Source organism: Oxynema mangrovii CENA135 (assembly GCF_016632315.1).
Taxonomy (GTDB): domain Bacteria; phylum Cyanobacteriota; class Cyanobacteriia; order Cyanobacteriales; family Laspinemataceae; genus Oxynema; species Oxynema aestuarii.
The window spans coordinates 316,346-341,129 of sequence record NZ_JAEOXH010000001.1; the positions used below are offsets into that span (position 1 = coordinate 316,346).

15 protein-coding genes are annotated in these 24,784 nt (G+C 50.4%); 8 read left to right on the forward strand and 7 right to left on the reverse strand.

What is annotated here, in order from left to right; all coding sequences use genetic code 11:
* Positions 1 to 72: 72 nt before the first annotated feature.
* On the reverse strand, positions 73 to 2,544 hold the full coding sequence (locus JJD41_RS01275; protein WP_200664368.1) for an ATP-dependent Clp protease ATP-binding subunit: 2,472 nt from the start codon (positions 2,542 to 2,544) through the stop codon (positions 73 to 75).
* Positions 2,545 to 3,435: 891 nt separating this feature from the next.
* Here JJD41_RS01275 and JJD41_RS01280 point away from each other — a divergent pair.
* The 5 genes from JJD41_RS01280 (at position 3,436) to JJD41_RS01300 (ending at position 7,286) form a co-directional block, all read left to right on the forward strand.
* The gene (locus JJD41_RS01280; RefSeq protein WP_200664369.1) at positions 3,436 to 4,074 is read left to right on the forward strand and encodes a hypothetical protein; all 639 of its coding nucleotides are present in this window, start codon (positions 3,436 to 3,438) and stop codon (positions 4,072 to 4,074) included.
* A gap of 550 nt (positions 4,075 to 4,624) precedes the next feature.
* Complete coding sequence (locus tag JJD41_RS01285) at positions 4,625 to 4,774, forward strand: hypothetical protein (protein ID WP_234488456.1); 150 nt, start codon at positions 4,625 to 4,627, stop codon at positions 4,772 to 4,774.
* A gap of 117 nt (positions 4,775 to 4,891) precedes the next feature.
* Positions 4,892 to 5,326 (forward strand): ferritin-like domain-containing protein, encoded by a 435-nt coding sequence (locus JJD41_RS01290; RefSeq protein ID WP_168570784.1) that lies wholly within the window; start codon positions 4,892 to 4,894, stop codon positions 5,324 to 5,326.
* A 154-nt stretch (positions 5,327 to 5,480) separates the two neighbouring features.
* Complete coding sequence (locus JJD41_RS01295) at positions 5,481 to 6,410, forward strand: FTR1 family iron permease (RefSeq protein WP_200664371.1); 930 nt, start codon at positions 5,481 to 5,483, stop codon at positions 6,408 to 6,410.
* An 87-nt stretch (positions 6,411 to 6,497) separates the two neighbouring features.
* On the forward strand, positions 6,498 to 7,286 hold the full coding sequence (locus tag JJD41_RS01300; protein WP_370583696.1) for an MOSC domain-containing protein: 789 nt from the start codon (positions 6,498 to 6,500) through the stop codon (positions 7,284 to 7,286).
* A 276-nt stretch (positions 7,287 to 7,562) separates the two neighbouring features.
* Here JJD41_RS01300 and polA read toward each other — a convergent pair whose 3' ends face one another.
* Positions 7,563 to 10,496, reverse strand: coding sequence for a DNA polymerase I (polA, locus tag JJD41_RS01305; protein WP_200664372.1), 2,934 nt, complete (start codon positions 10,494 to 10,496; stop codon positions 7,563 to 7,565).
* Positions 10,497 to 10,710: 214 nt separating this feature from the next.
* On the opposite strand from polA, the gene JJD41_RS01310 reads away from it, so the two are divergent.
* Together JJD41_RS01310 and JJD41_RS01315 are read left to right on the forward strand one after the other, a co-directional pair.
* Positions 10,711 to 17,580, forward strand: a complete 6,870-nt coding sequence (locus tag JJD41_RS01310; RefSeq protein ID WP_200664373.1) for a hybrid sensor histidine kinase/response regulator — start codon at positions 10,711 to 10,713, stop codon at positions 17,578 to 17,580.
* A gap of 247 nt (positions 17,581 to 17,827) precedes the next feature.
* Positions 17,828 to 19,711 (forward strand): two-component system response regulator, encoded by a 1,884-nt coding sequence (locus tag JJD41_RS01315; RefSeq protein ID WP_200664374.1) that lies wholly within the window; start codon positions 17,828 to 17,830, stop codon positions 19,709 to 19,711.
* 226 nt (positions 19,712 to 19,937) lie between these two features.
* On the opposite strand, the gene JJD41_RS01320 is transcribed toward JJD41_RS01315, so the two are convergent.
* Both JJD41_RS01320 and JJD41_RS01325 read right to left on the reverse strand, forming a co-directional pair.
* Positions 19,938 to 20,678: an SAM-dependent methyltransferase gene (locus JJD41_RS01320; protein ID WP_200664375.1), complete on the reverse strand. Its 741-nt coding sequence runs from the start codon at positions 20,676 to 20,678 to the stop codon at positions 19,938 to 19,940.
* Positions 20,679 to 20,713: 35 nt separating this feature from the next.
* Positions 20,714 to 20,893, reverse strand: coding sequence for a hypothetical protein (locus JJD41_RS01325; protein WP_200664376.1), 180 nt, complete (start codon positions 20,891 to 20,893; stop codon positions 20,714 to 20,716).
* A 195-nt stretch (positions 20,894 to 21,088) separates the two neighbouring features.
* Here JJD41_RS01325 and cobA point away from each other — a divergent pair, with 195 nt between their 5' ends.
* The gene (gene cobA / locus JJD41_RS01330; protein WP_168568784.1) at positions 21,089 to 21,871 is read left to right on the forward strand and encodes a uroporphyrinogen-III C-methyltransferase; all 783 of its coding nucleotides are present in this window, start codon (positions 21,089 to 21,091) and stop codon (positions 21,869 to 21,871) included.
* Positions 21,872 to 22,578: 707 nt separating this feature from the next.
* Here cobA and JJD41_RS01335 read toward each other — a convergent pair.
* From JJD41_RS01335 to JJD41_RS01345, 3 genes are all read right to left on the reverse strand, one after another.
* Positions 22,579 to 23,382, reverse strand: coding sequence for an MBL fold metallo-hydrolase (locus JJD41_RS01335; RefSeq protein WP_200666974.1), 804 nt, complete (start codon positions 23,380 to 23,382; stop codon positions 22,579 to 22,581).
* 58 nt (positions 23,383 to 23,440) lie between these two features.
* Positions 23,441 to 24,049 (reverse strand): anthranilate synthase component II, encoded by a 609-nt coding sequence (locus tag JJD41_RS01340; protein WP_200664377.1) that lies wholly within the window; start codon positions 24,047 to 24,049, stop codon positions 23,441 to 23,443.
* A 129-nt stretch (positions 24,050 to 24,178) separates the two neighbouring features.
* Positions 24,179 to 24,634 carry a diacylglycerol kinase family protein gene (locus JJD41_RS01345; protein WP_200664378.1) on the reverse strand — a complete coding sequence of 152 codons (456 nt, stop codon included), beginning with the start codon at positions 24,632 to 24,634 and terminating at the stop codon, positions 24,179 to 24,181.
* Positions 24,635 to 24,784: the final 150 nt, after the last annotated feature.

Here is a 24,784-nt window from a genome sequence, read left to right on the forward strand (position 1 = left end):
AGAGATCTTCCAATCTCTACCCTTTCGATCGTTTAATCTTTGAGGCTTTCGCCAAGGGGGCGATCGCCCGGATTACGAATCCGCCGTTTGGGGCATCAATTCGCGATTCTCTTCTTTCGGTCCGACTTGGACTTTCCCTTCTTCGTCTACATCGACTAAAGCGGTTTCGCCTTCTTGAATCCGACCGGAAAGAATCTCTTCGGCGAGGCTATCTTCCAACAGCCGCATGATCGCGCGACGTAACGGACGCGCGCCGTAGCTGGGATTGTACCCTTCTTCGACCAACCGATTTTTGAACCCTTCGGTAACTTCCAAAGTAATTCCTTTCTCGGTCAGTCGCGAGAAGACCTCGCGCAACATAATTTCGGCGATCTCTTTGACTTCCTCTTTGTTCAACTGGCGGAAGACGATGATCTCGTCGAGACGGTTGAGGAATTCCGGACGGAAGTATTGCTTGAGTTCTTCGTTGACCAGGTTGCGAATGCGGTTGTATTGCGCGTCCGCTTGGTCTTCGGCAAACTCGAAGCCCAAACCGCCGCCACCTTTCTCGATCACTTTCGACCCGATGTTCGAGGTCATAATCAATAAGGTGTTCTTGAAGTCCACCGTGCGACCTTTGGCGTCGGTGAGGCGCCCGTCTTCGAGAATTTGCAGCAACATGTTGAACACGTCGGGGTGCGCTTTCTCGATTTCGTCGAACAACACGACGGTGTAGGGACGGCGCCGGACGGCTTCGGTGAGTTGACCGCCTTCGTTATAACCGACGTAACCCGGAGGAGACCCGATCAATTTGGACACCGTGTGGCGTTCCATATATTCGGACATGTCCAGGCGAATCATCGCTTCTTCGGAACCGAAGAAGTAGGAGGCGAGGGCTTTGGTCAGCTCGGTTTTCCCGACCCCGGTCGGACCGGAGAAGATGAAGCTGGCGATCGGACGGTTGGGGTTTTTCAAGCCGACTCGGGCGCGACGGATGGCGCGGGAAACGGCTTTGACGGCTTCTTCCTGTCCGATGAGGCGCTGGTGCAAGGTGTCTTCCATGTGCAGCAGCTTTTCGGATTCGGATTCGGTGAGTTTGTTAACCGGGACTCCGGTCCAACTGGCGACGATCTGGGCGATGTCTTCTTCGGTGACCATCGGCGAGAGATCGGCGCTGCCGTCGGTTTTTTTGCTGCTGGCGATCGCCCGAATCTGGGATTTGATTTCCATTTCGCGATCGCGCAGTTCCCCGGCGCGATCGAAGTCTTGCGATCGCACGGCGTCGTCTTTCTCTTTCAACACCTGGCGCAACTCTTTATCGAGTTCTTTCGCCGCAGGCGGTAATTGCGAGTTGATCAGGCGCACTCGGGATCCGGCTTCGTCGATCAAGTCGATCGCCTTGTCCGGTAAGTAGCGATCGCTGATGTAGCGATCGGACAGTTTCGCCGCCGCTTCTAACGCTTCGTCGGCAATTTTTAATTTGTGGTGTTGTTCGTAGCGATCGCGCAGTCCAAACAGGATCTCGATCGTTTCTTCCACGCTCGGTTCGCCAACCATCACGGGCTGGAAGCGCCGTTCTAAGGCGGCATCGCGCTCGATATGCTTGCGATATTCGTCCAAGGTGGTCGCGCCGATGCACTGCAGTTCCCCACGCGCGAGGGCGGGTTTGAGAATATTCGCCGCGTCGATCGCCCCTTCTGCGGCCCCGGCGCCGATCAGGGTATGCACCTCGTCAATCACCAAAATCACGTTCCGCGCCGAGCGGATTTCGTCCATGATTTTCTTGAGGCGTTCCTCAAATTCTCCGCGATATTTCGTTCCGGCGACGAGTAAGCCGATATCTAAGGTGACGACGCGCTTATCTTCTAAAATATCCGGCACGTCGTTGTTGGCAATCCGTTGGGCCAGCCCTTCGGCGATCGCCGTTTTCCCGACCCCCGGTTCCCCGATCAACACCGGATTGTTCTTGGTCCGCCGTCCGAGAATCTGAATCACCCGCTCGATTTCTTTCTGACGCCCGACCACCGGGTCTAATTTGCCTTCGGCAGCCATTTGGGTCAAGTTTGCCCCAAATTCGTCGAGGGTCGGCGTTTTCGTCCGGGCATTGCTCGATCCGGCGGTCACTTCCGCCGTTTCTCCCAACATCCGAATCACTTGAGTGCGGACTTTAGACAGATCCACGCCTAAGTTTTCCAAGACCCGCGCCGCAACGCCTTCGCCTTCGCGAATCAATCCCAGCAGCAGGTGTTCCGTGCCGATGTAATTGTGACCGAGTTGACGCGCTTCTTCTAAAGATAGCTCCAGAACGCGCTTGGCCCGAGGTGTGAAGGGAATTTCTACCGCGACAAAGCCCGAACCCCGACCGATGATCTTTTCGACCTCAATGCGGGCGTCTTTGAGGTTGACCCCCATCGACTTGAGAACTTTGGCGGCAACGCCCGTTCCTTCTCCGATAAGACCCAAGAGGATCTGCTCCGTTCCGACAAAATTATGTCCCAGGCGACGGGCTTCCTCCTGGGCCAGCATGATCACTTTAATGGCTTTTTCTGTGAAGCGTTCAAACATGGTTTATTCCCACTACCGACACATTTGGCGCGTACAAACTCCCCTTCTGGGTATTGTAAGGAAGCACCGCCTCCGCTAAAATCACCCCTTGGGGTTTTTGAGAAAGTATGAGATTCGATTTGATGTTAATTTTGCGATCCTCTGCTTCTCTTGTCCCCATTTTTGCTTTTGACTCACCCCCTGAAGTTTGAGTTTCAAGTCCCGACTCTAGAGCTTCCGCTAGTTCTTCGCTCTGGAGTGCAGAACTCAGAACTCGGGTCAAACGGGTTATCTGTTATGGATCCTAGAAGCCTCTGTGATTAGGCACGGGGCTTATAACCTGTTCCCTTCTGGTACTTTGCCCTTTAGCATAGCAAAACTCTCGGTTTTCGTGCCACCAGTTGCGTTTTTAGCTTGAGGGTCTTGAAGGTTGCGAACGCGGTGGGATCGTCGCCGTTGGACTTTGGGGAAAGCCATCGCTTTTGAGACGATCGGAAAATGACTCGATTGTTGGCGAAGATCGAGATTTTTTTGGCAAAACCACTAAAATCGGTATGTTGGGTTACAGACAGCGATTCCGATCGAGCATAAGTCTGGGGTCGGTTTCTACCGGGTGGCGATCGCCGTGCCTCGATTTCTAGAGATTTGCCAAATTTTAACTCAAAAATTTATGGTGGCGATCGACTCGCGGGATTCTTTCTAAGGAGATAAATTTAGAAAGATCGTCTTTTGTTTTTTGGCGATCGCCATTTTCACGCTGAGAAAATGATGATTTCTGTAGGCGTTTTTAAAATAAGATGCGTTATTTTAAACCCTCAGATTTTCCAAAGTCAAACCCCAATCTCCAGACTTTTAAACTTTTTTTACCTTTTAAACAAAAGCAACCGCCCCTTTCCACCCATTTCTAAGACGATGCCAAAACTCAAATCGATCGCCTGTACCCTGACTTTGCTCTTGTCGGCCTGTACCGCCGCGACGACGCCCTCCCAGCCAACTGTCACGCCGACGCCAGAGGCCACGCCACCCTCGCAGTCCGTTCCGACCTCAACTTACAATAGCGCCGACAACTCCGCCAATAATCCTGCCAATCCCGCCACGACGGCTCAACGTTCTCCCATTCCCAACCCCGTTTTTGAACCGATTTTACCGGAGCTCAAACAACAAGCAGGGATTCCGGTTCTTTTACCCGATTATCTCTTTGGCGGCGATGGCGCTACTGAGGTTTACGCCATTTTAGAAACGGCCAATCCGTCTCAATATCGGGTGATGTTGGCCTTCACCCCCGATTGTACTGGGGGAACGGCGTGCCGTCTCGGAGAAGTGACCGGAGCGCAACTCACCCCAGACCTCCCCCCTTTAGAAGGTAAAACCGTTCCCCTCGATAACGGGATCTCCGGTTATTTTGTCGATGCGGTCTGTGCGGCGAACTGTTCCGACGCTACCCTGTCTTGGGAACAAAACGGGGGACGCTATACGGTGGGTCTGAAGGCGGGAAAACCCGAAAACCTCGTCAAGATGGCGAATTCGGCGATCGCTGCCGGACCGTTTTAGGGTTCGTATCGGGGCGCGTTTTCGTGCGCAACGGTCTCTTTGTAAAGATTTGTTAACAGGGGTGTGGGGTTTCACCCTTCCTGGGGTTATACTGGGGTGAGTAGATGCACCCTGATGGCAACGCCCACCTCGTGGGCGTTTTTTTTTGGCTTGTTTGAGGACGATATCCCATTACGCAAATATATGAGGATATTCTCGAAAGGCTGCATCAAGACAATTTGGAAGACTGTCAAATGGGTGAATTCTCTGTTTCATCGAGTTTTTAAGAAAGAACCCTGTTCTATTTTTTTTAAATCCAGAGAAGAAGTTGGTCAATATAATCAACTACATCCAGCTTTTTCTATGAGTTCTCGAACTGGGGCTGATTGATGAGAGCTGGTCTTGTTAATAAGAACAACATCTCCTGGTTCCAGTTGAGGAATTCTAGAATGCTATCCAAGCAAGCTTAAAATATCCCTCTTCAGTTATTGTCGGAGATAGCGATCGCCGTATCCGCGATCGGGAGAGACCTAGACGACTCCGACCCGATTTTTGAGTCTCTATGAAGAAAATGCGTCTAGGAAAATGCGTCGCGATCGCCTACCCTGTAAGGGTTCTAGAATTAAGTCAAGATCGGAGTTTTCCTAGAGTAACAGAAGAGGGATATATCGTCCAAGTGGTGGGCGATCGGTTGTTGTGGGCGACGGTAGGAACTTTGTAGTTTCGCAATTTCGTCCTCAATCCGCTCTTCGATCGCTCCAATCTGCCGCTAGCTCTTGAGTAAACGACTCGAAAAATGCTCAAATATAGTTAATACCTTCGTCAAAACCCCAGAAACATGAAAGATCTTGACGTGAAAAAAACCATCGACTTGCTCAACACGATTATGGAATTCGAGTTGGCGGGAGTCGTGCGCTACACTCATTACTCCCTGATGGTGACCGGACCGAACCGGATCCCAATTGTGGAATTTTTCAAGATGCAGGCGACGGAATCGCTCACCCACGCCCAACAAGTCGGCGAAATTCTCACGGGTTTGGAAGGTCACCCCACCTTACGCATTGCCCCGATGGAAGAAACTTACAAACATGCGGTGAAAGATATTCTCGAAGAGAGTGTCAATCACGAACGCAAAGCCCTCGAATTGTATAAAGACTTGCTCGAAACCGTCGAAAATGCCAGCGTTTATCTCGAAGAATTCGCGCGCACGATGATCGGTACGGAAGAGCTGCACAATATCGAACTGAAAAAGATGCTGCGAGATTTCAGCTAATTTCAGCGAAAAGGAGGGGATCGAGATCCCGCGTTTTTGAGATCGAATTCTCCGGCGATCGATTCTTCTTTTCCCGTTGCTTCTATTCTTCAAGAATAGATAACTCGCCGGGGCGGGTTTGATGTTTGTCGGGTTGAGATATGGAGCGGTAATTATGGAGTGGTCTGCAGCTTTACCGACGTTTTTGGTGACGTTACGCGAAGGGGTCGAAGCGGCGTTAGTCGTGGGAATCGTGTTGGCGTGTTTGAGTAAAGCGCAGGCGCGGGATCTCAATCCCTGGGTCTATGCGGGGGTTGGCGGCGGCGCGATCGCCAGTGCGGGGATCGGGGCCTTGTTTGTTTCCGGACTGCAGGCGGTCGCGAGATCGCGATCGACTTACGCCCCAGTGCTGAAACCCTTGTTAGAAGCGGGTTTTTGCCTGGTGGCGATCGCCATGCTCAGTTGGATGTTAATTTGGATGACCCAACAAGCCAAATCTCTCAAAGGAGAGATCGAAACGGCGGTGAAGGCGGCGGTCAAACCGGAACGGGAAGATCGGGAACGCCCCAAGATTTGGCACAGTGCGGGATGGGGAGTGTTCACCCTCGTTTTTATTGCCGTTTTGCGCGAAGGGTTTGAAACCGTCGTGTTTATTACCGCCCAATTCGAGCAAGGTTTAGCTCCCGTTTTAGGCGCAATTTTCGGCTTGCTGGGTGCGGTGGCGATCGGTTTTTTACTGTTTGAATGGGGCGTAAAAATTGACCTGCGCCGTTTTTTTCAAATCATGGGAATTCTGTTACTGGCGATCGTTTCGGGATTAGTAATTTCTGCCTTAAAAAATATCAACGCGGCGGCGGCGGTTCTCTCCAGTCTCGACCCGCAATATGCCCAGATTTGCGCGTCGGGGGCGGCGTCGTGTCTTCTCGGACCGCAAGTGTGGGATACTACCGCATTTTTGCCGGACGATCGCTTTCCCGGCGTCGTTTTCAAAGCGTTATTCGGTTATCGATCGCACCTGTATTTAGCTCAGGCGATCGCCTACGTTCTGTTTTTAGCGACGGCGGGAACGTTGTACTTTCAAAGTTTGTCGAATAAAACATCGTGAAGTTTTAGATTTTAGCTTTTAGATTTTAGATTTTAGATTGCTTATATTCTTAATTTTTTCGCGTTACTTGAGGGAGAGGAGGCGATCGTGGCACGAGTCAAACAGATTTTTACTTATCCGATTAAAGGGTTAACTCCACAAACTCACGATCGCGCCCGCTTGGAACGGGATTGGGGGATTCCCGGCGATCGCGCCTTCGCTTTAATGTTTGTCGATCCGGGAAAAGCAACACCGGAAATGACGGTCGAATGGCTGAGTAAAGGGCATTTCGCCATGCAAAATGATTGGCCCGGATTGGCGGCGTTAAACTGTCGGCACGATCGCGAAATTTTGACTGTTTCGATCGAGGGCAATCCCTTACTCGCCGCCAGTTTAGAAGACGAAGGCGATCGCGATCGCATCGGCCAATTTTTTACCGGATACCTCGCCGGATTAACACCGACTCCAGAAGCGCGACATCCGCAAAAAAGTCCCCTTAAATTAGTGGGAAATAGTAAGGGCAAAACCCGCTATCCCGATCGCCATCCCGTTCATATTTCAATCTTAAGTCAAGCCACCCTCGACGCCCTCAGCGAAGCCTGTGGAAAAAGCGTAGATGTCCGCCGTTTTCGCCCCAATATTCTCATCGATGGGGTAGAAGCCTGGGAAGAGTTTAATTGGGTTGGGAAAACGTGGCAACTCGGGGAAGCAAAAATCGAGATTGCTGCCAGAATTGGGCGCTGTCCGAACATCGAAGTCGATCCGGAAACGGGCGATCGGGATTTAGGCTTATTAAGCTTATTAAAAGACCGTTACGGACATTGTCAAACTGGGGTTTTAGCCAAAGTATTAACCAGTGGCGATTTAGCCGTGGGCGATCGGTTGGAAGCGCTTTAATTGACCGGAGGAGAGAACGGTAGGAACGAAACCTGTTTCGCCCCTAGATCGGATTCAATTGACGATCGCAAAAAACGCCATATATTTTCTTACAGCAATTCGCGCTGTCATGAGGTACAAGAGGCAAAGATCCCCCCAACCCCCCTTAAATCCCCCTAAATCCCCCTTAATAAGGGGGATTTAGGGGAATCGAAATGTACCGCAGAACAGCAAAAACTGGTGTATACCGTTTTTCAAAAATAATGAGAGAGAGATCGAGGGTTTAGAAAAACGGTATTACTTCGCTTCCATCCAATTCTCTCCAGCATGAATATCGACCACGAGAGGGACGGTAAGTTCTACAGCTTTTTCCATCATCTCTTTAATTTTTGGTTGTAATTCCTCCCATTCTTGGCGGGGAACTTCAAACACTAATTCATCGTGGACTTGCAACAACAAACGCGCTTGATACGGTTGTAAAAGTTCGTCAATTTTCACCATTGCGATTTTGATGATATCCGCACTCGATCCTTGAATGGGCGCATTGGCGGCGGCGCGCAACAGACCCGCATCTTGATAGTTCATGCGTTCCATATCGTCGAAATCGATCGCCGCCGGATCTGTTCCTTTAAGCTTCTGGAGGCTTTCTCCGGCAAAGTAAAAATTGCGGCGACGTCCAAAAATTGTTTCGACATAACCGCGCGCGATCGCCTCTTTTTTAACCGTTTCTAGATACTCAAAAACATTGGGATAGCGATCGTAGAAGCGATCGATAAACGCTTTTCCTTGCGCCGTACTTACTCCGATCGATCGCGCGAACCGTTGCGCCCCCATTCCGTAAATAACGCCGAAATTGATCGTTTTACCGACTCGCCGTTCTTCCGAACTAATGTCCTCTTTTTCAAATAACAATTTACTCGTCAAAGTATGGACATCTTCATTATTTTTATACGCCGAAATCAGTACGGGTTCTTGGCTTAAATGAGCCAAAATTCGCAACTCAATTTGAGAATAGTCCGCCGAAACCAGCAACCAATCTTTTTCCGGTAAAAATGCTTGTCGGATTTGGCGGGAAAATTCCGTGCGAATGGGAATATTTTGTAAGTTAGGATTCGAGGAAGACAGGCGACCCGTCGCCGTTGCAGTTTGATTGAAATCGGTATGAACTCGTCCGGTATCTGCCCTCACTAATTGCGGTAAAGCGTCCACATACGTCGATTTCAGTTTGGATAAGGTGCGATGTTCGAGAATCAGATCGATAATTTCGTGGTCGCCTTGCAGCTTTTCCAAGGTGGCGGCGTCGGTAGAATAGCCTGTTTTCGTTTTTCTCGACTTTTTCCGATTCAATCCCAATTTTTCAAATAAAATTTCACTGAGTTGTTTCGGCGATCCTAAATTAAAGGTTTCTCCAGCAACACCGTAAGCCCGATTTTCGATCGCGCTCAATTTTTCTTCTAACTCGTCAGAAAGTCTGGCTAAATATTCCGTATCGATGCGAATTCCCACCGATTCCATTTGCGTTAATACGGGTTCTAAAGGCTGCTCTATCTTTAATAAAACCTCGTACAATTTGGGACTATCTTGCAGTTCGGCGCGCAGTTTGGACACCAGTAAATAGGTGCTGTGAACGTCCATCCCGCAGTAGTTCGCCACTTCGGGAATGCCGAGATCGGCGATCGTTTTGCCTTTGGGAACTAAATCTTTATAACTTTGAGCGCTGAGGTTTAAATATACCTGAGCTAAATAAGCTAAATTATGGGTTCCTTCGGGGTTGAGAACGTAACTGGCTAACATCGTTTCAAAAGTGACCCCGTCGAGTTCGATTCCCTGACAGTGCAAGATGGCGCGATCGAATTTAGCGTTATGTAAGGTTTTGGGATAATCCGCCGTTTCTAAAATCGGTTTTAGGGCAGTTATAACCCGATTTAACTCTAAATTTTTGCCGTGTTTGTGGCCGATTGGAATATAGGCGAGGTCTTCTTTGCCACTGCCCCAACAACAGCCAATTCCAACTAATTGGGCGTCTCGGGGTTCGAGGTCGGTGGTTTCCGTATCCCAAGCGACGGGATATTCGGGATCGGTATAGGTTTTTAGCTGTTCGACTAAGCGATTTAATTGTTCGTAGGTATCGATAATTTGAGGATCGATAGGATTGGCATCGCGGGCTTGTTGTTGGGATGTTGCGGTATCTTCGGCGCTAAAAAACCAGGTATCCTCGGGGTTGAGATCGGGGGAAATTTGCGATCGCTCTTGACTCGATTTAGGGGTCGCTTGACCGCCAAATTGCTGTTGGAGGCGATCGATTTGTTCGAGGAAGGAGTGAAACTCGTATTTTTCAAAGAGAGGCTGAATTTTTTCGGTGTCGAAGCCTTGAAGGTGGCACTGTTTTAAGGATAAAGTTAAGGGAATATCCCGGACAATTTTTGCTAAATGTTGGGAGTGATAAGCAGCATCGCGATCGCCTTTCAATTTCTTTTGATTGGCGCCTTTTATCGTATCGATCTCCTCATAAATTCCCTCTAAGGTGTGGTATTGAGTCAGCAGCTTGACCGCCGTCTTTTCGCCAATCCCTTTAACCCCGGGAATATTATCGGATTTGTCGCCACAGAGGGCTTTATAATCGACAACTTGCTCGGGTTTAATTCCGAGTTTTTCGACAACTTGTTCCGGGTGAAATTCGGTAGTTTTATTGCCTTTACCCGGGCTGAGGTAGAGAACGCAAATGCGATCTTCGTCGCTGACTAATTGAAATAAATCGCGATCGCCACTGAGGATCTTTACAGTATAATTTTCTTGACTGGCGCGGGTAGCGAGGGTTCCGAGAATGTCGTCGGCTTCGTAACCGGGTTGAGTAATGACTTGCAAATTGAGGGTTCGCAACAGTTCTTGCAAGTTGGGAATTTCCACCAGTAAATCGGCTGGAGTTTCGGCCCGATCGCTCTTATAGTTTGTATCGGCTTCGTGGCGAAAGGTCGGTTCGGCTAAGTCGAAAGCAATGGCGACCGCTTGCGGTTGGTACTCGTCCATCACTTCCAGCAAGGCTTTGAGGAAACCGTAGCAGACGCTGGTGGGAATTCCGCTTTGAGTTCGCAAACCGCCATCGCGCCCTTTTGCAAAGGCGTAATAGGCGCGAAAAGCCAGGGAATGACCGTCAACGAGGAGAAAAGTAGGAGAGGTAGCCGACACGATCGCACGAGGGTTGTACTCAACCCATTTAAACAACTCATTCATTGTATCGGCTAACGGCAAGGAATCCCAGAGTTTATCGAAAAAAAACGATCGAGAAATAGAGAAAGCCCGTGGCTGAATTGACTTAAAAATCGCTGCAAGAGATTTTGCGGACGATCGCCATTTTCGATTTTAATTTGTTACCCTAGTAGAGCAAGCAATCCCCGATAGATTGCTCGTTGCTCACACCTTTTTTCGCTTGAGTTCACTTTAGATTATGCTTTCTCTGCCTGGATATCGCAACTGTACTCCGATTTACGATAGTTCGGGTTCGCTGATTTATCGAGGATGGCAAATCGAAGGCGATCGCCCGGTTGTTATCAAATTACTGAAAGGCGCCCATCCCAGCCCCTCAGAACTCAGTCGCTACCAACAAGAATACGATATTATTCGCCATTTTCAAAGTCCCGAGATTATCCAAGCTTACGGTATCGAAAACCATGAAAATAGTCTCGCTATTATTTTAGAGGATTTTGGCGGCGAATCCCTACGCAAACTATTTCAAATTCAATCTTTTAACCTGCTAGAATTTATTGAAATTACTTTAAAAATTGTGCGTGCTTTGGGAGTGATTCACCATGCAGGAGTCATTCACAAAGATCTCAACCCCTCTAATATTATTTGGAATCCAGAACGAGATCTTTTAAAAATTATTGATTTTGGCATTTCGACGACCGTCGATCGCGAAACTCAGCCCCTTAGAAATCCCCAGATTCTAGAAGGGACGTTAGCATATATGTCCCCGGAACAAACCGGACGGATGAATCGCTTGTTGGACTATCGGACAGATTTTTATTCTCTCGGAGTGACCTTCTACGAGTTACTGACAGGTCAATTGCCGTTTGTAGGAAATGATGCGATCGAATTGGTTCACGCTCATTTAGCAAAAACGCCAGTTTCTCCCCATGAAATCGATCGCGAAATTCCGCCCGTTCTGGCGGCGATTGTTTTAAAGCTATTGGCAAAAAATGCAGAAGATCGATATCAAAGCTGCGAAGGAATTGAAGCAGATTTACAACAATGTCGGCAGCAACTTTCAGAAACAGGAGAGATTAAAGCATTTAAAATTGCCCAAAAAGATCGCGCCGCTAAATTTCAAGTTCCTCAAAAACTTTATGGAAGATCGCGAGAACTGGCAGTGCTGATCGATGGTTTTATTCGCAGCACTTGCTTTCCCGAACGGGCGATCGCCACGGCGGGAGATCGAGCTGATTTCCCGCCGGGAGAACTCTTTTTAATTTCCGGTTATTCGGGAATTGGTAAAACATCTTTAGTCCAAGAAATTTACAAACCAATTACCGAACGTCATGGTTATTTTATCTCTGGAAAATTTGACCCTTATCATCGCAATATTCCTTATAGCGCGATCGCCCGGGCTTTTTCAGATTTACTGCGACAATTATTGAGTGAAAATGAAACTCCACTGAGTCAATGGTGCGATCTTTTTCGCACTACATTAGGCGATCTCGGTGGGGTTATCGCCGAAGTAATTCCCGAACTTGAATTAATTGTGGGAACTCAGCCGAAAGTTCCGGTTTTACCGCCTAGGGAAGCGCAAAATCGTTTTAATCTTCTCTTTCACAAGTTCATCCAAACTTTTGCACGATCGCCGCATCCGATCGTTCTATTTCTCGACGATTTACAATGGGCCGATCTGGCGAGTTTACAGTTAATTGAGCGCTTAACTCTCGGACTCGAATCTGGATTATTCTTGATAGGGGCTTATCGCGATCGTGAAGTTTCGCCGACTCATCCTTTAACCGGGATGTTAAATAAATTACAAGAAGCAGGAGTAAGAATCAATAGCATTCATCTCGAACCTTTGCAGTTAGAAGATATCAATCTGTTAATTGCCGATACTTTAAATTGTCCGCCTACTTACTGTCTGCCATTAGCCGAACTAACCGTTGCTAAAACTCAAGGAAATCCATTTTTTGTCAGCGAATTTCTTAAGGCACTGTACGACGATCGCCTCCTCTATTTCGATCGCGAGACTCACCGTTGGCAGTGGAATTTTAAAGAAATTCAAAGGCGAGAAATTACCGATAATTTAGTCGAACTCCTTTCGGGACAAATTCAGCGTTTTCCCAAAAAGACTCAAACCTTATTAACCACAGCAGCTTGTATTGGTAACCCTTTCAATTTGGCCACTCTCGCGCATATTTGCGAGCAGTCAGAGACGGAGACGATCGCCGATCTCAATCCGGCAATCGCCCGAGGTTTGTTATTTCCCCTCGGCAATTTAAAAGCATGGGAATTTGCTGTAAAACAAGGGCAAGACGATCGCGTTTCTATCCCCGAATGTAAGTTCGCTCACGATCGCATCCGCCAAGCTGCTTACAGTTTACTCTCGCAAAGCGATCGTCAACGATTACACGAAAAAATTGGCTTATTTCTGCTGGCTAATACGCCGGAAAACAAACGAGAAGAGCATATTTTTCAAATCGTCAATCACCTCAATCTTGCTATTCTTCTCGTCGGCGATCGCCAACGCAGACAAGAACTCGCCGAACTCAATTTAATCGCAGGGAAAAGAGCTAAAAATGCAGCCGCTTATCAAAGTGCTTTTACTTATTTTAAGACTGCGATCGATCTGCTCGCAACAGAGAGCTGGGAAAGCGATTATAATTTTACTTTAGATCTCTATATTGAAGCGGCAGAAACTGCTTACGTCAGTGGCGATTTTGAAAGCATGGAAACCTGGGTCTGTACCGTAGGCGATCGCGCGCACACCCTCCTCGATAGCGTCCGCGCCGACCAAATTTTAATTCAAGCCTATGCGGCTCAAAATCGCTTGACTGAAGCCATACAAATCGCCTTAAATCGTTTACAACTGCTCGAAATTTATTTACCAGAAAATCCGACCCCCGAAACGATCGAAGCAGAATTATTAGAAACATTTACCCTCTGGGAAGACGGAGAAATTGCCAGTTTGATCGAGCTGCCTGCGATGGAAGATCCTTATAAATTGGCAGCTTTGCGCTTGTTATCGGGGATTTTTTCGCCGTGTTTTCGGGCAATGCCGCAGTTGTTACCTTCAGTTGTTTTTAACCTGTTACAGTTGTCAATTCGTTATGGAAATGAGTTTATTTCTCCTTACGCTTATGCGACTTACGGTTTAATTTTATGCGGAATAGTTGGCAATATTGAGGCGGGCTATCAATTTGGTAATTTGGCATTAAATTTATTGGAACGATCGCCGACTAAAGAAATTAAAACGCGAACTTCGATGGTGGTCAATAACAATATCCGCCATTGGAAAGAGCCGATCCGCGCGACGATCGAACCGTTGAGGCAATCCTATAATAGCGGGTTGGAAACGGGAGATTTAGAATACGGTTCTTATGCAATTTTAAATTATTGCGCTCACGGTTATTTTGCGGGGCAAAGTTTGGAAAAGCTCCAGTCAGAAATTACTAGTTATGCCCGAGCTTTAAAACAGTTCAAACAAGAAACAGCCTTCAATCATTTATGTTTGTACGGGCAAGCTATTGCCAATTTATGCGACAATATAGACGAGACGATCGCCCCGGCTTGGGAGTTAGAAACAGGGGAGTCGGCGCGGGAGGCGATCGCCCAAATCATCGCGGCGAACGATCGCAGTGGAACCTGTAAAATTTACCTGCACCAACTGATTCTCAGCTATCTATTCGATCGCCCCGACAAAGCCCTCGAAAATGCGGATCGTGCCGAATCTTATCTCGATGGAGAAACGGGAACGTTCGTAATTCCATTATGCTATTTCTATTCGGCTTTAGCCCGGTTAGCGGTGGCGACTAACGGCGAAAACAGCGCGCGATCGCCCCAACTGGAAAGAGTGAGAGAAATTCAGAAAAAATTAGAAACTTGGGCGAGTTTTGCGCCGACCAACCACTTGCATAAATGGGAATTAATCGAAGCCGAATTACAAAGTTTACTCGGTAACGATCGCGCCGCTACGGACGCTTACGATCGCGCGATCGAAGGGGCAAAAAGTGGAGAATTTTTCCAAGAAGAAGCCCTCGCCAACGAACGGGCGGCCCTGTTCTATTTAAACCGAGGAAAATCTAAAATTGCCCGGGCTTACTTAGAAGATGCGCGCTACGGTTATCTACGGTGGGGAGCTTCACGCAAAGTAGCTCACTTAGAGCGTCAATATCCGAGCCTGCTGGGGCGATCGCCGTCGGACACTACCGCGTCAACGGCTCACTCCCTGTCCACCACCGGGTCTCAGAGTACGGACGCCCTCGATTTGAATACGGTGATGAAGGCGTCTCAAGCCCTGTGCGGGGAAATCGTTCTCGATCGCCTTTTGGCGAAATTGATGCAAATTATTTTAGAAAATGCGGGGGCGCAGTTGGGCGGCTTGATCCTCGAAGGAGAGGGGGGATTGGCGATCGAGGCGTGGGGAGAAGCCCAGGGCGATCGAGTGGCAGTGCGTCAGGGAATTGCACTCGAAACGAGCGATCGCCTGCCGATTTCGCCGATTCATTACGCGATGCGAACCGGGGAAACGGTGGTGTTAGCGGATGCGGCCCAAGAATCGATGTTTGCCGGAGATCCTTATATTCAGCGCTACCAACCGAAATCGATTTTATGTATGCCCATTCAAGGGCAAGGTCAGGCGATCGGGGTTTTATACTTAGACAATAACTTGGCAACGGGAGCGTTTACGCCGCAACGGCTTGCGGTGTTGGGTCTGCTGACCGCACAGGCGGCGATTTCGATCGAAAATGCGCGGCTTTACGACCGTCTCGGAGACTATTCGCGCACGTTGGAACTAAAAGTGAGGGAGCGCACGGAAGAACTGCGCCGAGAAATTAGCATTCGGGCGGCGACAGAAGGGGCGTTGCGGGTGTCTGAAGAAAAGTTTTCTAAAGCATTTCGGTCCAGTCCCGACGCGATCGCTCTCACCCGCTTGTCCGACGGACGCTATCTCGACGTGAACGAAAGTTTTTGTCTGCTCACCGGATATAGCCGTTCCGAAGCGATCGGTCGCACCCCGGGAGAGTTAAATTTGTGGATCGATCCCGAAATGCCCCAGTTCGTGAGACATCGATTGCAAGAAGACGGCGCGATTCGCAATTGCGAGATCGCCTACCGCAGCCAATCCGGCAAAATTCGCACCGTGTTGCTCTCCGCCGAACGGATTCGAGTGGGGGGAGAAGAATGCTTGTTAGCGGTGAGTAAAGATATCAGCGATCGCAAGGTGGCGGAAGAACGATTGCGACGCAGCGAGGCATCGTTGGCGACGGCCCAGGAAATCGCTCACATCGGCAATTGGGAGTTTGACGTCGGCAGCGAAACGATCGCCTGGTCTACCGAGTTGCTGCGGATTTTCGGCTTCGGGATCGACGATCCGGCGCCGACCTTGAGCGAGCATTTGCAGCAAATCCATCCCGAAGATTTGCCCTTTTGGAAAAAAACGATTTCCGAGGCGATCGCCCGAGGAACTTCGTATCAATTCGATTTTCGGATCGTGCGATCGGACGGGGCGATCCGCCATCTCGAAGCCCGAGGACAAGCCGTCCGCGACGGGACGGGGAAGGTGGTGCGCCTGTTGGGAACCGCAATGGACATCACCGAACGCAAACAAGCCGAAGCGGCGATCGAGCAGGCTAAAGAAGCGGCAGAAGCGGCCAATCGGGCGAAAAGTGAGTTTCTGGCGAACATGAGTCACGAGTTACGCACGCCCCTGAATGCGATTCTCGGATTTACTCAACTGATGGAAAAACTCTTGCGCGACGATCGCCCGAGTTCGATGTCGCAAGTGCGCGAATACGTCGGTATTATCAGCCGTTCGGGAGAACATTTACTCGCCTTAATTAACGATGTTTTAGAAATGTCGAAAATTGAAGCGGGTAAAGTCATTCTCAATGCCAATAGTTTCGACCTTTATCGTTTGCTCGACAGTCTCGAAGAAATCTTTCAATTGCGCGCGGGGGAACGGGGGTTGCAATTGATCTGCGATCGCGATCCGACGGTTCCCCAATATTTGCGAACCGACGAAAATAAATTACGTCAAGTCCTGATTAACTTACTCGGCAATGCGATTAAATTTACCGAAAACGGCAGCGTCACCCTGCGCGTCAGTCCCACCGATTGCCCGAATTTGAGCGAGATTCCCGAATTCTTGCACGCCCGTCCCGATACCTACTGTCTCCAGTTCCAAATTGAAGATACCGGACCGGGGATCGCCCCGGAAGAACTCGACGGCTTATTCGATCCGTTCGTGCAAACGGAAACCGGGCGACAATCCCAACAGGGAACCGGATTGGGGTTGCCGATTTCTCGAAAATTCGTGCAACTGATGGGCGGCGAGATCCGGGTTCGTTCGACAGTGGGACGGGGAACCACGTTCGAGTTCGACATAGAAGCCGAAGCTGCGCACCCTTCGGAGATCGTCGCCGAGGGACCGACCCGACAGGCGATCGCCCTGGCCCCCCATCAAGGCCCCTATCGGATTTTGATTGCCGAGGATCGGTGGGCGAATCGGCAATTGTTGCTCAAACTGCTCGAACCGTTGGGATTTGAAGTGCGCGAAGCCCTCAACGGTCGAGAGGCAGTGGAGATTTGGGAAGCGTGGCAACCCCATTTAATTTGGATGGACATGCGAATGCCCGTCATGGACGGTTACGAAGCCACCCAACAGATTAAATCTCATCTGAAAGGACAGGCGACGGTGATTATCGCCCTCACGGCGAGTGCGTTTGACGAAGAACGGGCTCTGGTGTTGTCGGCGGGGTGCGATGATTTCGTCCGCAAACCGTTTCGGGGGGAGACGATTTTAGGCAAAATTGCCGAATATTTGGGGGTGGAGTACGTTTACGAGGAAGTGGCCGATCGCGAGGGCGATCGCCCGCAAAGCGAAGCATTGCCGAGTACGGCGAGTTTCGATCGCGCCGCGTTTGCGGTGATGCCTGACGAGTGGGTGGCGCGCTTGCACGAACGGGCGCAACAACTCGATGCGGAACTGATCGAGGAATCGATCGCCGAAATTCCGCCAGAATCGGCGGATTTAGCCCGGGCGATCGCCCAATTGGTCGAAAATTTTCGCTTCGATCGCCTCGTCGAGTTAACCGAACCAGAGACAGACCGATCGAGTTAGGATACGGCGATGGAATCGGCAACGGGATCGGAATTTCGCCAATTTCCGCACGACCCGATAAGATCTAAAGTCTAAGGCGGTTTGCAGGGGAAATCGCGATCGCCCGCCATCGCTCTACTCCAGAAAGGTCGAGAAATTCGGGCGATCGCCATTGATAGAATTCAACCTTGAAGTGCGATCGGCAATTTCACAATTTTTCTGGGATTTATTACCATCGGGACTCTAACTCGACACTCAACAGCCAGTTATGAATAGCGATCGAGGGGATACATGGAAAGCCAACATCTTAATTGTTGACGATACACCGGAAAACTTGCGTTTGTTATCGGCAGCATTGATGGAACGCGGCTATAAAGTCCGCAATGCAATTAGCGGTCGCATGGCGTTGATGGGAGCTAAAGCCGCCCCGCCGGATCTGATTCTGCTCGATATTAAAATGCCGGATATGAACGGTTACGAAGTCTGTCGCCGTTTGAAAGAAGATCCGCAAATGCACGAAATTCCGGTGATTTTTTTGAGCGCTTTAGATGCGGTCTTCGATAAAGTCAAAGCGTTTACCGTCGGCGGAGTCGATTACATCAGCAAACCGTTTCATTTAGAAGAAGTGTTAGTCCGGGTCGAAAATCAACTGACGATTCGTAAGGCAAAAGCGCAAGTGCGCCAACTCAACAGCGAACTCGAACGGCGCGTCCACCAGCGTACCGCCCAACTGCAAGCCGCCAATCAAGAGTTAGAACGGCAAATCAGCGAACGCCAGCGTATCGAACAGAAGCTGATTTATATGGCATCTCACGACGCCCTCACCGGACTGGCGAATCGGACGTTGTTTTTAAAACAGTTAGAAACGGCGATCGCCCGGACCCAGCCCGACCGAGAGGACTGCTTTGCAGTGTTGTTTCTCGACTGCGATCGCTTTAAAGTGATTAACGACTCCCTCGGTCATTTATTCGGCGATCGCCTCCTCGTCGCGATCGCCCGACGCTTGCAAGAATTACTCGATCGCACCCTTCCCCACCCCAACGATCGCCTCAACACCCTCGCCCGTTTGGGGGGTGACGAGTTCACCATTTTACTCGACCCGATCGCCGATCTCACAGAAGCTACCGAACTCGCCGAAACCATTCAAAGCGCGCTGACCTTACCCTTTCAACTCGACGATTACGAAGTGTTTATCAACGTCAGCATCGGGATCGTTCTCGGTTGTCCCAGCTACACCCAACCCGAACACGTCCTGCGCGATGCCGATAACGCCATGTACCGCGCCAAAGCCCTCGGAAAAGCGCGCTATCAAGTTTTCGACCAACACATGCACCAGCGCGCCGTCACCTTATTGCAACTCGAAACCGACCTGCGTCTCGCGATCGAACGGGAAGAATTCGTCGTCTACTACCAACCGATCGTTTCCTTGCAAACCGGACAAATCGAGGGTTTTGAAGCACTCGTGCGTTGGGAACATCCCAAACGCGGTTTTATTTCCCCCGGGGAGTTTATACCCGCCGCCGAAGAAACCGGGGCGATCGTTCCGATTGGCTTGCTCGTTTTGCGTCAAGCCTGTCACCAACTCCACCAATGGCAAAATCAATGTTTGCTCGACACTGGCTTATCCCTCGCCGAAGAATTGAGCATCAGCGTCAACTTGTCCGTCAAACAGTTTTCTCAAGCGAATTTAATCGAGAAAATTGATGAAATCCTCGACGAAACCGACCTCAACAGTTGCCGCTTGAAATTAGAAATTACCGAAAGCGCGATTATGGACAATCCCGAAGCCGCGAACAAAGTTTTACAAAAACTCAGACAACGTCAGATTCAACTGTGTATCGACGATTTCGGCACCGGATATTCGTCGTTGAGTTATTTGCACCATTTCCCCGTAGATAGTTTGAAAATCGATCGCTCCTTTATTCGCCGCTTGCAGGAAGGGAATAAAAACTTAGAAATTGTCACGGCGATCGTTACTTTATCCCAAAATCTGGCCATGCAAGTTGTCGCCGAAGGGGTCGAAACTGCCACCCAAGCCAAGATGCTTAAAAATTTGGGGTGTCAATTCGGACAAGGTTACTTTTTTGCTAAGGCGATCGATGCAGCGACTGCCGAACAACTCTTGTTTTCTCCCCCGAATTGGCAATTTTAAATCAATTTAAAAATATCCCTCTTCTGTTCCCCTAGGAAAGCCCTTGTCTTGACGTCAGCACGTCGCACGCTCAGTGACGAGGCTTTATGCCTCATGTCATTTTTATAAACCCTCGATCTCTCTCATTATTTTTGAAAATCGGTATCACTTTCCGTTAGGCTATATGGATGTTTTTAAATCGGTTTTGGGTCGATCTTTTTTGCATTAATTGTGCATTAATTGTGCATTAAATTTTTTGCATTAAATAAAAGACATAACCGAAACAGTCGCCGTAGCGATCGAACACTTCGATTTCCCGTTCGGTCTCGTCGAGAACTTGGAGAAAATTTTCATCTAAGTTGGGTTGGGTTCGCCAGTAGCGCACGCGATCGCGCAACGGGTCGTAATAGGCGTCCCAGGCGGCGCGGTTTAAAACAAAATGGTCGAAAACTTTGTAACCCGCCTGGGTGGCGAGTTCGAGATTGCTGGAAATATCGGTCATTTCGGGATATTCTTGCGCCCAAAAGGCGATCGCCTCCGGCGGTGGCGTCGGATCGAGCCAGGTGGCTTCGCTAACGACGGCGAATCCGGCAGGTTTGAGTAGGGAGTGCCAGTAGCGCAAACCTCGCTCAAAGCCGATCGTGTAAACTGCTGCTTCCGACCAGATTAAATCGATACTTTCCGGGGGTTCGTCGAGTTGGCTCATATCCCCGACGCGAGTTTCGATGCGATCGCTCAAATTGGCTTCGGTCGCCGCTTCGCGCAATTGGACTAAAAACTGTTTGTACAAGTCTACCGCCACGATCCGCGTGTCGAGCGCCCGGGCTAAAACGAGGGTGTGCCGTCCCGGACCGCAGCCGAGATCGAAGACGCGGGAGCCACTGGGAAGGGGAGGCAGGCGCCGCAAGGCGTCTAAGGTGGCTTCGTCACTTCCGGGGCCTTCTTGGGGTAAATCGCAATGCAGTTTGAAAAAGGCGTCTAATTCCATCGATTCGTACGGGTAAGGGTCGGCGCAATCCCATTTTAGAATTTAGGATTGAGATTGGCGATGGAAGGGGAATCGGGGGGGACGGACGGCGGAAGGGGCGATCGCTCTCCGGTCAATCGTTTTAAAATAAGGGAGCGACCCTCAAGATCTGCCGTTGAGATCGCGCCGAGTTGTCGGCTCGTCGATCGTGCAGAAATTTCATCAAGTCGATGCATTAAAATCATACTCTGGGCGGAGTGGTAATTAAGGATACGATGGCACGCAGAAGCGAATTTTACTCTGGGGGCAATGGCGGCGCGAGTCAGGCGATCGCCTTGGGGTGTTGAGCGGCGATCGAGGTTTCCAGTGATTTTGGTAATTTGATGGTTGAGTGAACAGAGCGAGGGGAAGTCTATCTTTTGGCGATCGTTATGAATCAGAGCGAACAGATCCGTTGCGTGGGTAAAGTTTATTTAGTCGGTGCGGGACCGGGAGACCCCGGTTTGCTCACCCTCAAGGGCAAAACTCTACTGGAATATGCGGATGTGGTGGTTTACGATGCGTTGGTCAGTCCGCAAATTCTGGAGACGATCAACCCGAAGGCGGAGCGGATTGATGCGGGAAAACGTCGGGGTCGTCATTCCCTCAAGCAAGAGGAAACGACGCGGATTTTAATTGAGAAGGCGCGCACTCACGCGGCGGTGGTGCGTCTGAAGGGGGGCGATCCGTTTGTGTTCGGTCGCGGCGGCGAGGAGATGGAAGATTTAATCGCGGCGGGGGTTCCGGTGGAAGTGGTGCCCGGCGTAACGGCGGGAATTGCGGCGCCTGCTTATGCGGGGATTCCCTTGACTCACCGTCATTACAGCTCGTCGGTGACCTTCGTGACGGGCCACGAGGCGGCGGGGAAGTACCGACCCGAGGTGAATTGGTCGGCGATCGCCCACGGTTCGGAAACGATCGTCATTTATATGGGGATTCACAATTTACCCTATATTACTCGGGAGTTACAAAAGGCGGGTTTGTCCCCAGAAACGCCGATCGCCTTGATTCGTTGGGGTACTCGCATCGAGCAGGAGGAGTTGATCGGCACGATCGGCTCGATCGTGCGGCAGGTGGAGGAAACGGGGTTTGAGGCTCCGGCGATCGCGGCGATCGGATCGGTGGTGAAGTTACACGAAATTTTCGGTAACAGTCGTCCCGTAGTGTTTGCTTGAACGGGCGATCGATGTCTGAGTAATCGATGAGTCGTGCGCGAATACGAACAGAGAGACCGTTCCGGCGGTCTTTTTTGATGGCGATCGAGGGCTTGCCATCCCCTTCAGGGGATTGGTTCACTTGCAAGATCGAGTGCGATGGGGACTCGAAGATAAAGAAGTTTCAATCCCGTTGCCGGGATTGAGTTAATTGAAAGGTTGTGTCGTCACAGCGATTTTCGGGATACTTTCTGTCGTTTCAATCCCGTTGCCGGGATTCAGTTAATTGAAAGTTCTCTCTCTTCGGATTCTCGTTCGGATTCTCTAAGTTTCAATCCCGTTGCCGGGATTCAGTTAATTGAAAGCTACAGCAAGCTTTCGCGTCGATTTCAAGTCTAGTTTCAATCCCGTTGCCGGGATTCAGTTAATTGAAAGACCGGGTGCTGAAACGTACACCCAGAGGGCTTCGGTAAGCGGTTTTTGGCGGGAGTCTACTCAAACCCCCGTTTCAGCCGTTGGCCTTCGGCCAACCGAGGCACTCAAAAACTCGAAAACTATTGATTTGTAAAGGTTCTAGACTTTTGGCGGGCCCCCCGGGGAAATCGACCCCGCTTTCCCCCGCCAGAAATTGGCTTAGTTGACATCATCCGATCGCCACTCACTCCTGTCTACCCCCTCAGAAAAATTTTTCCGATCGCCCCTCCACCCACCTTAACCCATCCGATCGCCTAAAACCGATAACTCAACACCTTCACCCTCGTCCCCGTTTCCGGCAAACTTTCCCGAGTCAGTTGCAGGGTATCGCCTCCAGCGCGATCGACGATCGCCGGATCCACCAAACTCAAAAACCGATCCACCGCCACCAACTCGCACCCTTGCCCCGCCGCTTCCGTTAGATAATGAGTCGGAATCACCAAACGCGGATTGAGTCGATCCATCGTCGCCTTCGCCGCTTCCGGACCGTAGGCTTTCGGACCGCCACCGACTGGAAGCAACAACACGTCCGGACGACCGATCAAAATTTGCTGCTCCATCGTAATCGGCGCCGCCGCCCCGCCCAAATGGACGATCCGAATCCCCGCCTGAGACCATACCCAAACTACATTAATCCCAAAACGGCGACCGCCTTCGAGATCGTGATCCGTGCGAATCCCCTGAATCGATTCACTCCCGAGTTGATAAGCTCCCGGTTCGTACAGCAACCTCGGACTCCCCGGCAGCCCGTCGGTGGCGCCCTCGTCGAGCAAGCGCGAACTAATCAGCACCAAATCCGCCCCCACTTTCGGCGGGCGATACCCGGCGGTACAACCGAGATTGCGAAAAGGATTGACTAAAACGCGCCGCCCTCCACCGCTAAACAAAAACGCCGTATGACCCAACCACTGCACGGTCAAAGCATTGCTCGCCGGGGCCGGACTCGGCGACGGACTGGCACTCTGCGCCCGTCCCGGCTGTCCCGTGGAGAGCCCCCCGGTGCCTACTGCACTCAAGACTCCGAAACTGGCATATTTCAATAACTGTCGGCGATTCACGATCGTTCCCAAAAAAATCGACATCCGTATCACTCGATCCGCGCCCGGTCGAACCGGATTAACGGGCGACGGACAACTCCTTCACTTGACTGAGAAAATTGGTCAGCAACTGTTTGCCCGATTGGGTCAGAATACTTTCCGGATGGAATTGAACCCCTTCGATGTGGGGATAGTGGCGGTGACGGACCCCCATAATCGTACCGTCTTCCACCCACGCGGTGATTTCGAGATCCGGCGGGCAGGTGTTGCGGTCGATGACCAGGCTGTGATAGCGGGTGGCGGTCATCGGATTTTCGATGCCTCGGAAGACGCCGACATCGTCGTGATGGACTTCGGAGGTTTTGCCGTGCATCAGTTCCGGCGCCGAAACGATTTTACCGCCAAAGACTTGACCGATACATTGGTGACCCAAGCAAACGCCGAGAATCGGGATCGTCGGCCCTAATTTTTCGATAATTTCGAGGGAAATTCCCGCATCTTCCGGGCGTCCGGGACCGGGGGAAATAACGATCGCGCTCGGTTGCAGTTGTTCGAGTTCTTCGACCGAAAGGCGATCGTTGCGATAGACCCGAATTTCAGAGGCGACGGGCCAATCGTTCCCAAGTTCGCCCAAATACTGGACGAGGTTGTAGGTAAAGCTGTCATAGTTATCGATAACGACGATCACGGCTCGTACTCCTTGGCGAATGGGAAAATTGGGGTTGACATAACCGCGTTGTTGTGCTATAAGGCGATCGACCTTGAAGGCGGATGTTTCTACAACTTTTCTAGAGTACGATCTTTCTAGAACAAGAGGCTAGAAAAACAGGGCGGCGATCGCCCCGTACAAGCGCGGGATAATCAGCAATCCCGCCACCGTAATCGCCGCAAACGAAGACACCATCACCGCACCCGCCGCGCAGTCTTTGGCAATTTTAGCCAGTTCGTGGTAAGTATGCTCGACGGTCAAATCGACCACCGACTCGATCGCCGTATTGAGCAGTTCCAACGTCAACACCAAGCCAATCGTGAGGCTAATAATCGCCAGTTCCAGTCCAGTCAGACTCAGCGCCACCCCCAAACTGACCGCCAAACTCCCGATCGCGACGTGAATGCGAAAATTACGCTGGGTGCCAAAAGCATAGGTGATGCCCTGCCAAGCATATTTAAAACTAATCAGCAGACTGTTAGCGATTTTCCAGGAAAATTTACGATCGATCGGGCTCGATTTCCCGCTTCGCTTGGTCGGCGGCGTCGGGACTTCGTGGGACATAGGCAGACTCTCAGACAAGAACGATTGATGGGCAAGGCTTTGGGATAAGTCTACAGGTACGGACCGTCGATTTGCATTCATGGCTAAAACCTTTTTGGAACGGTTGACGTTGACCTCGGGCCGTCTCATCCTACAACTGGATTGAATAGA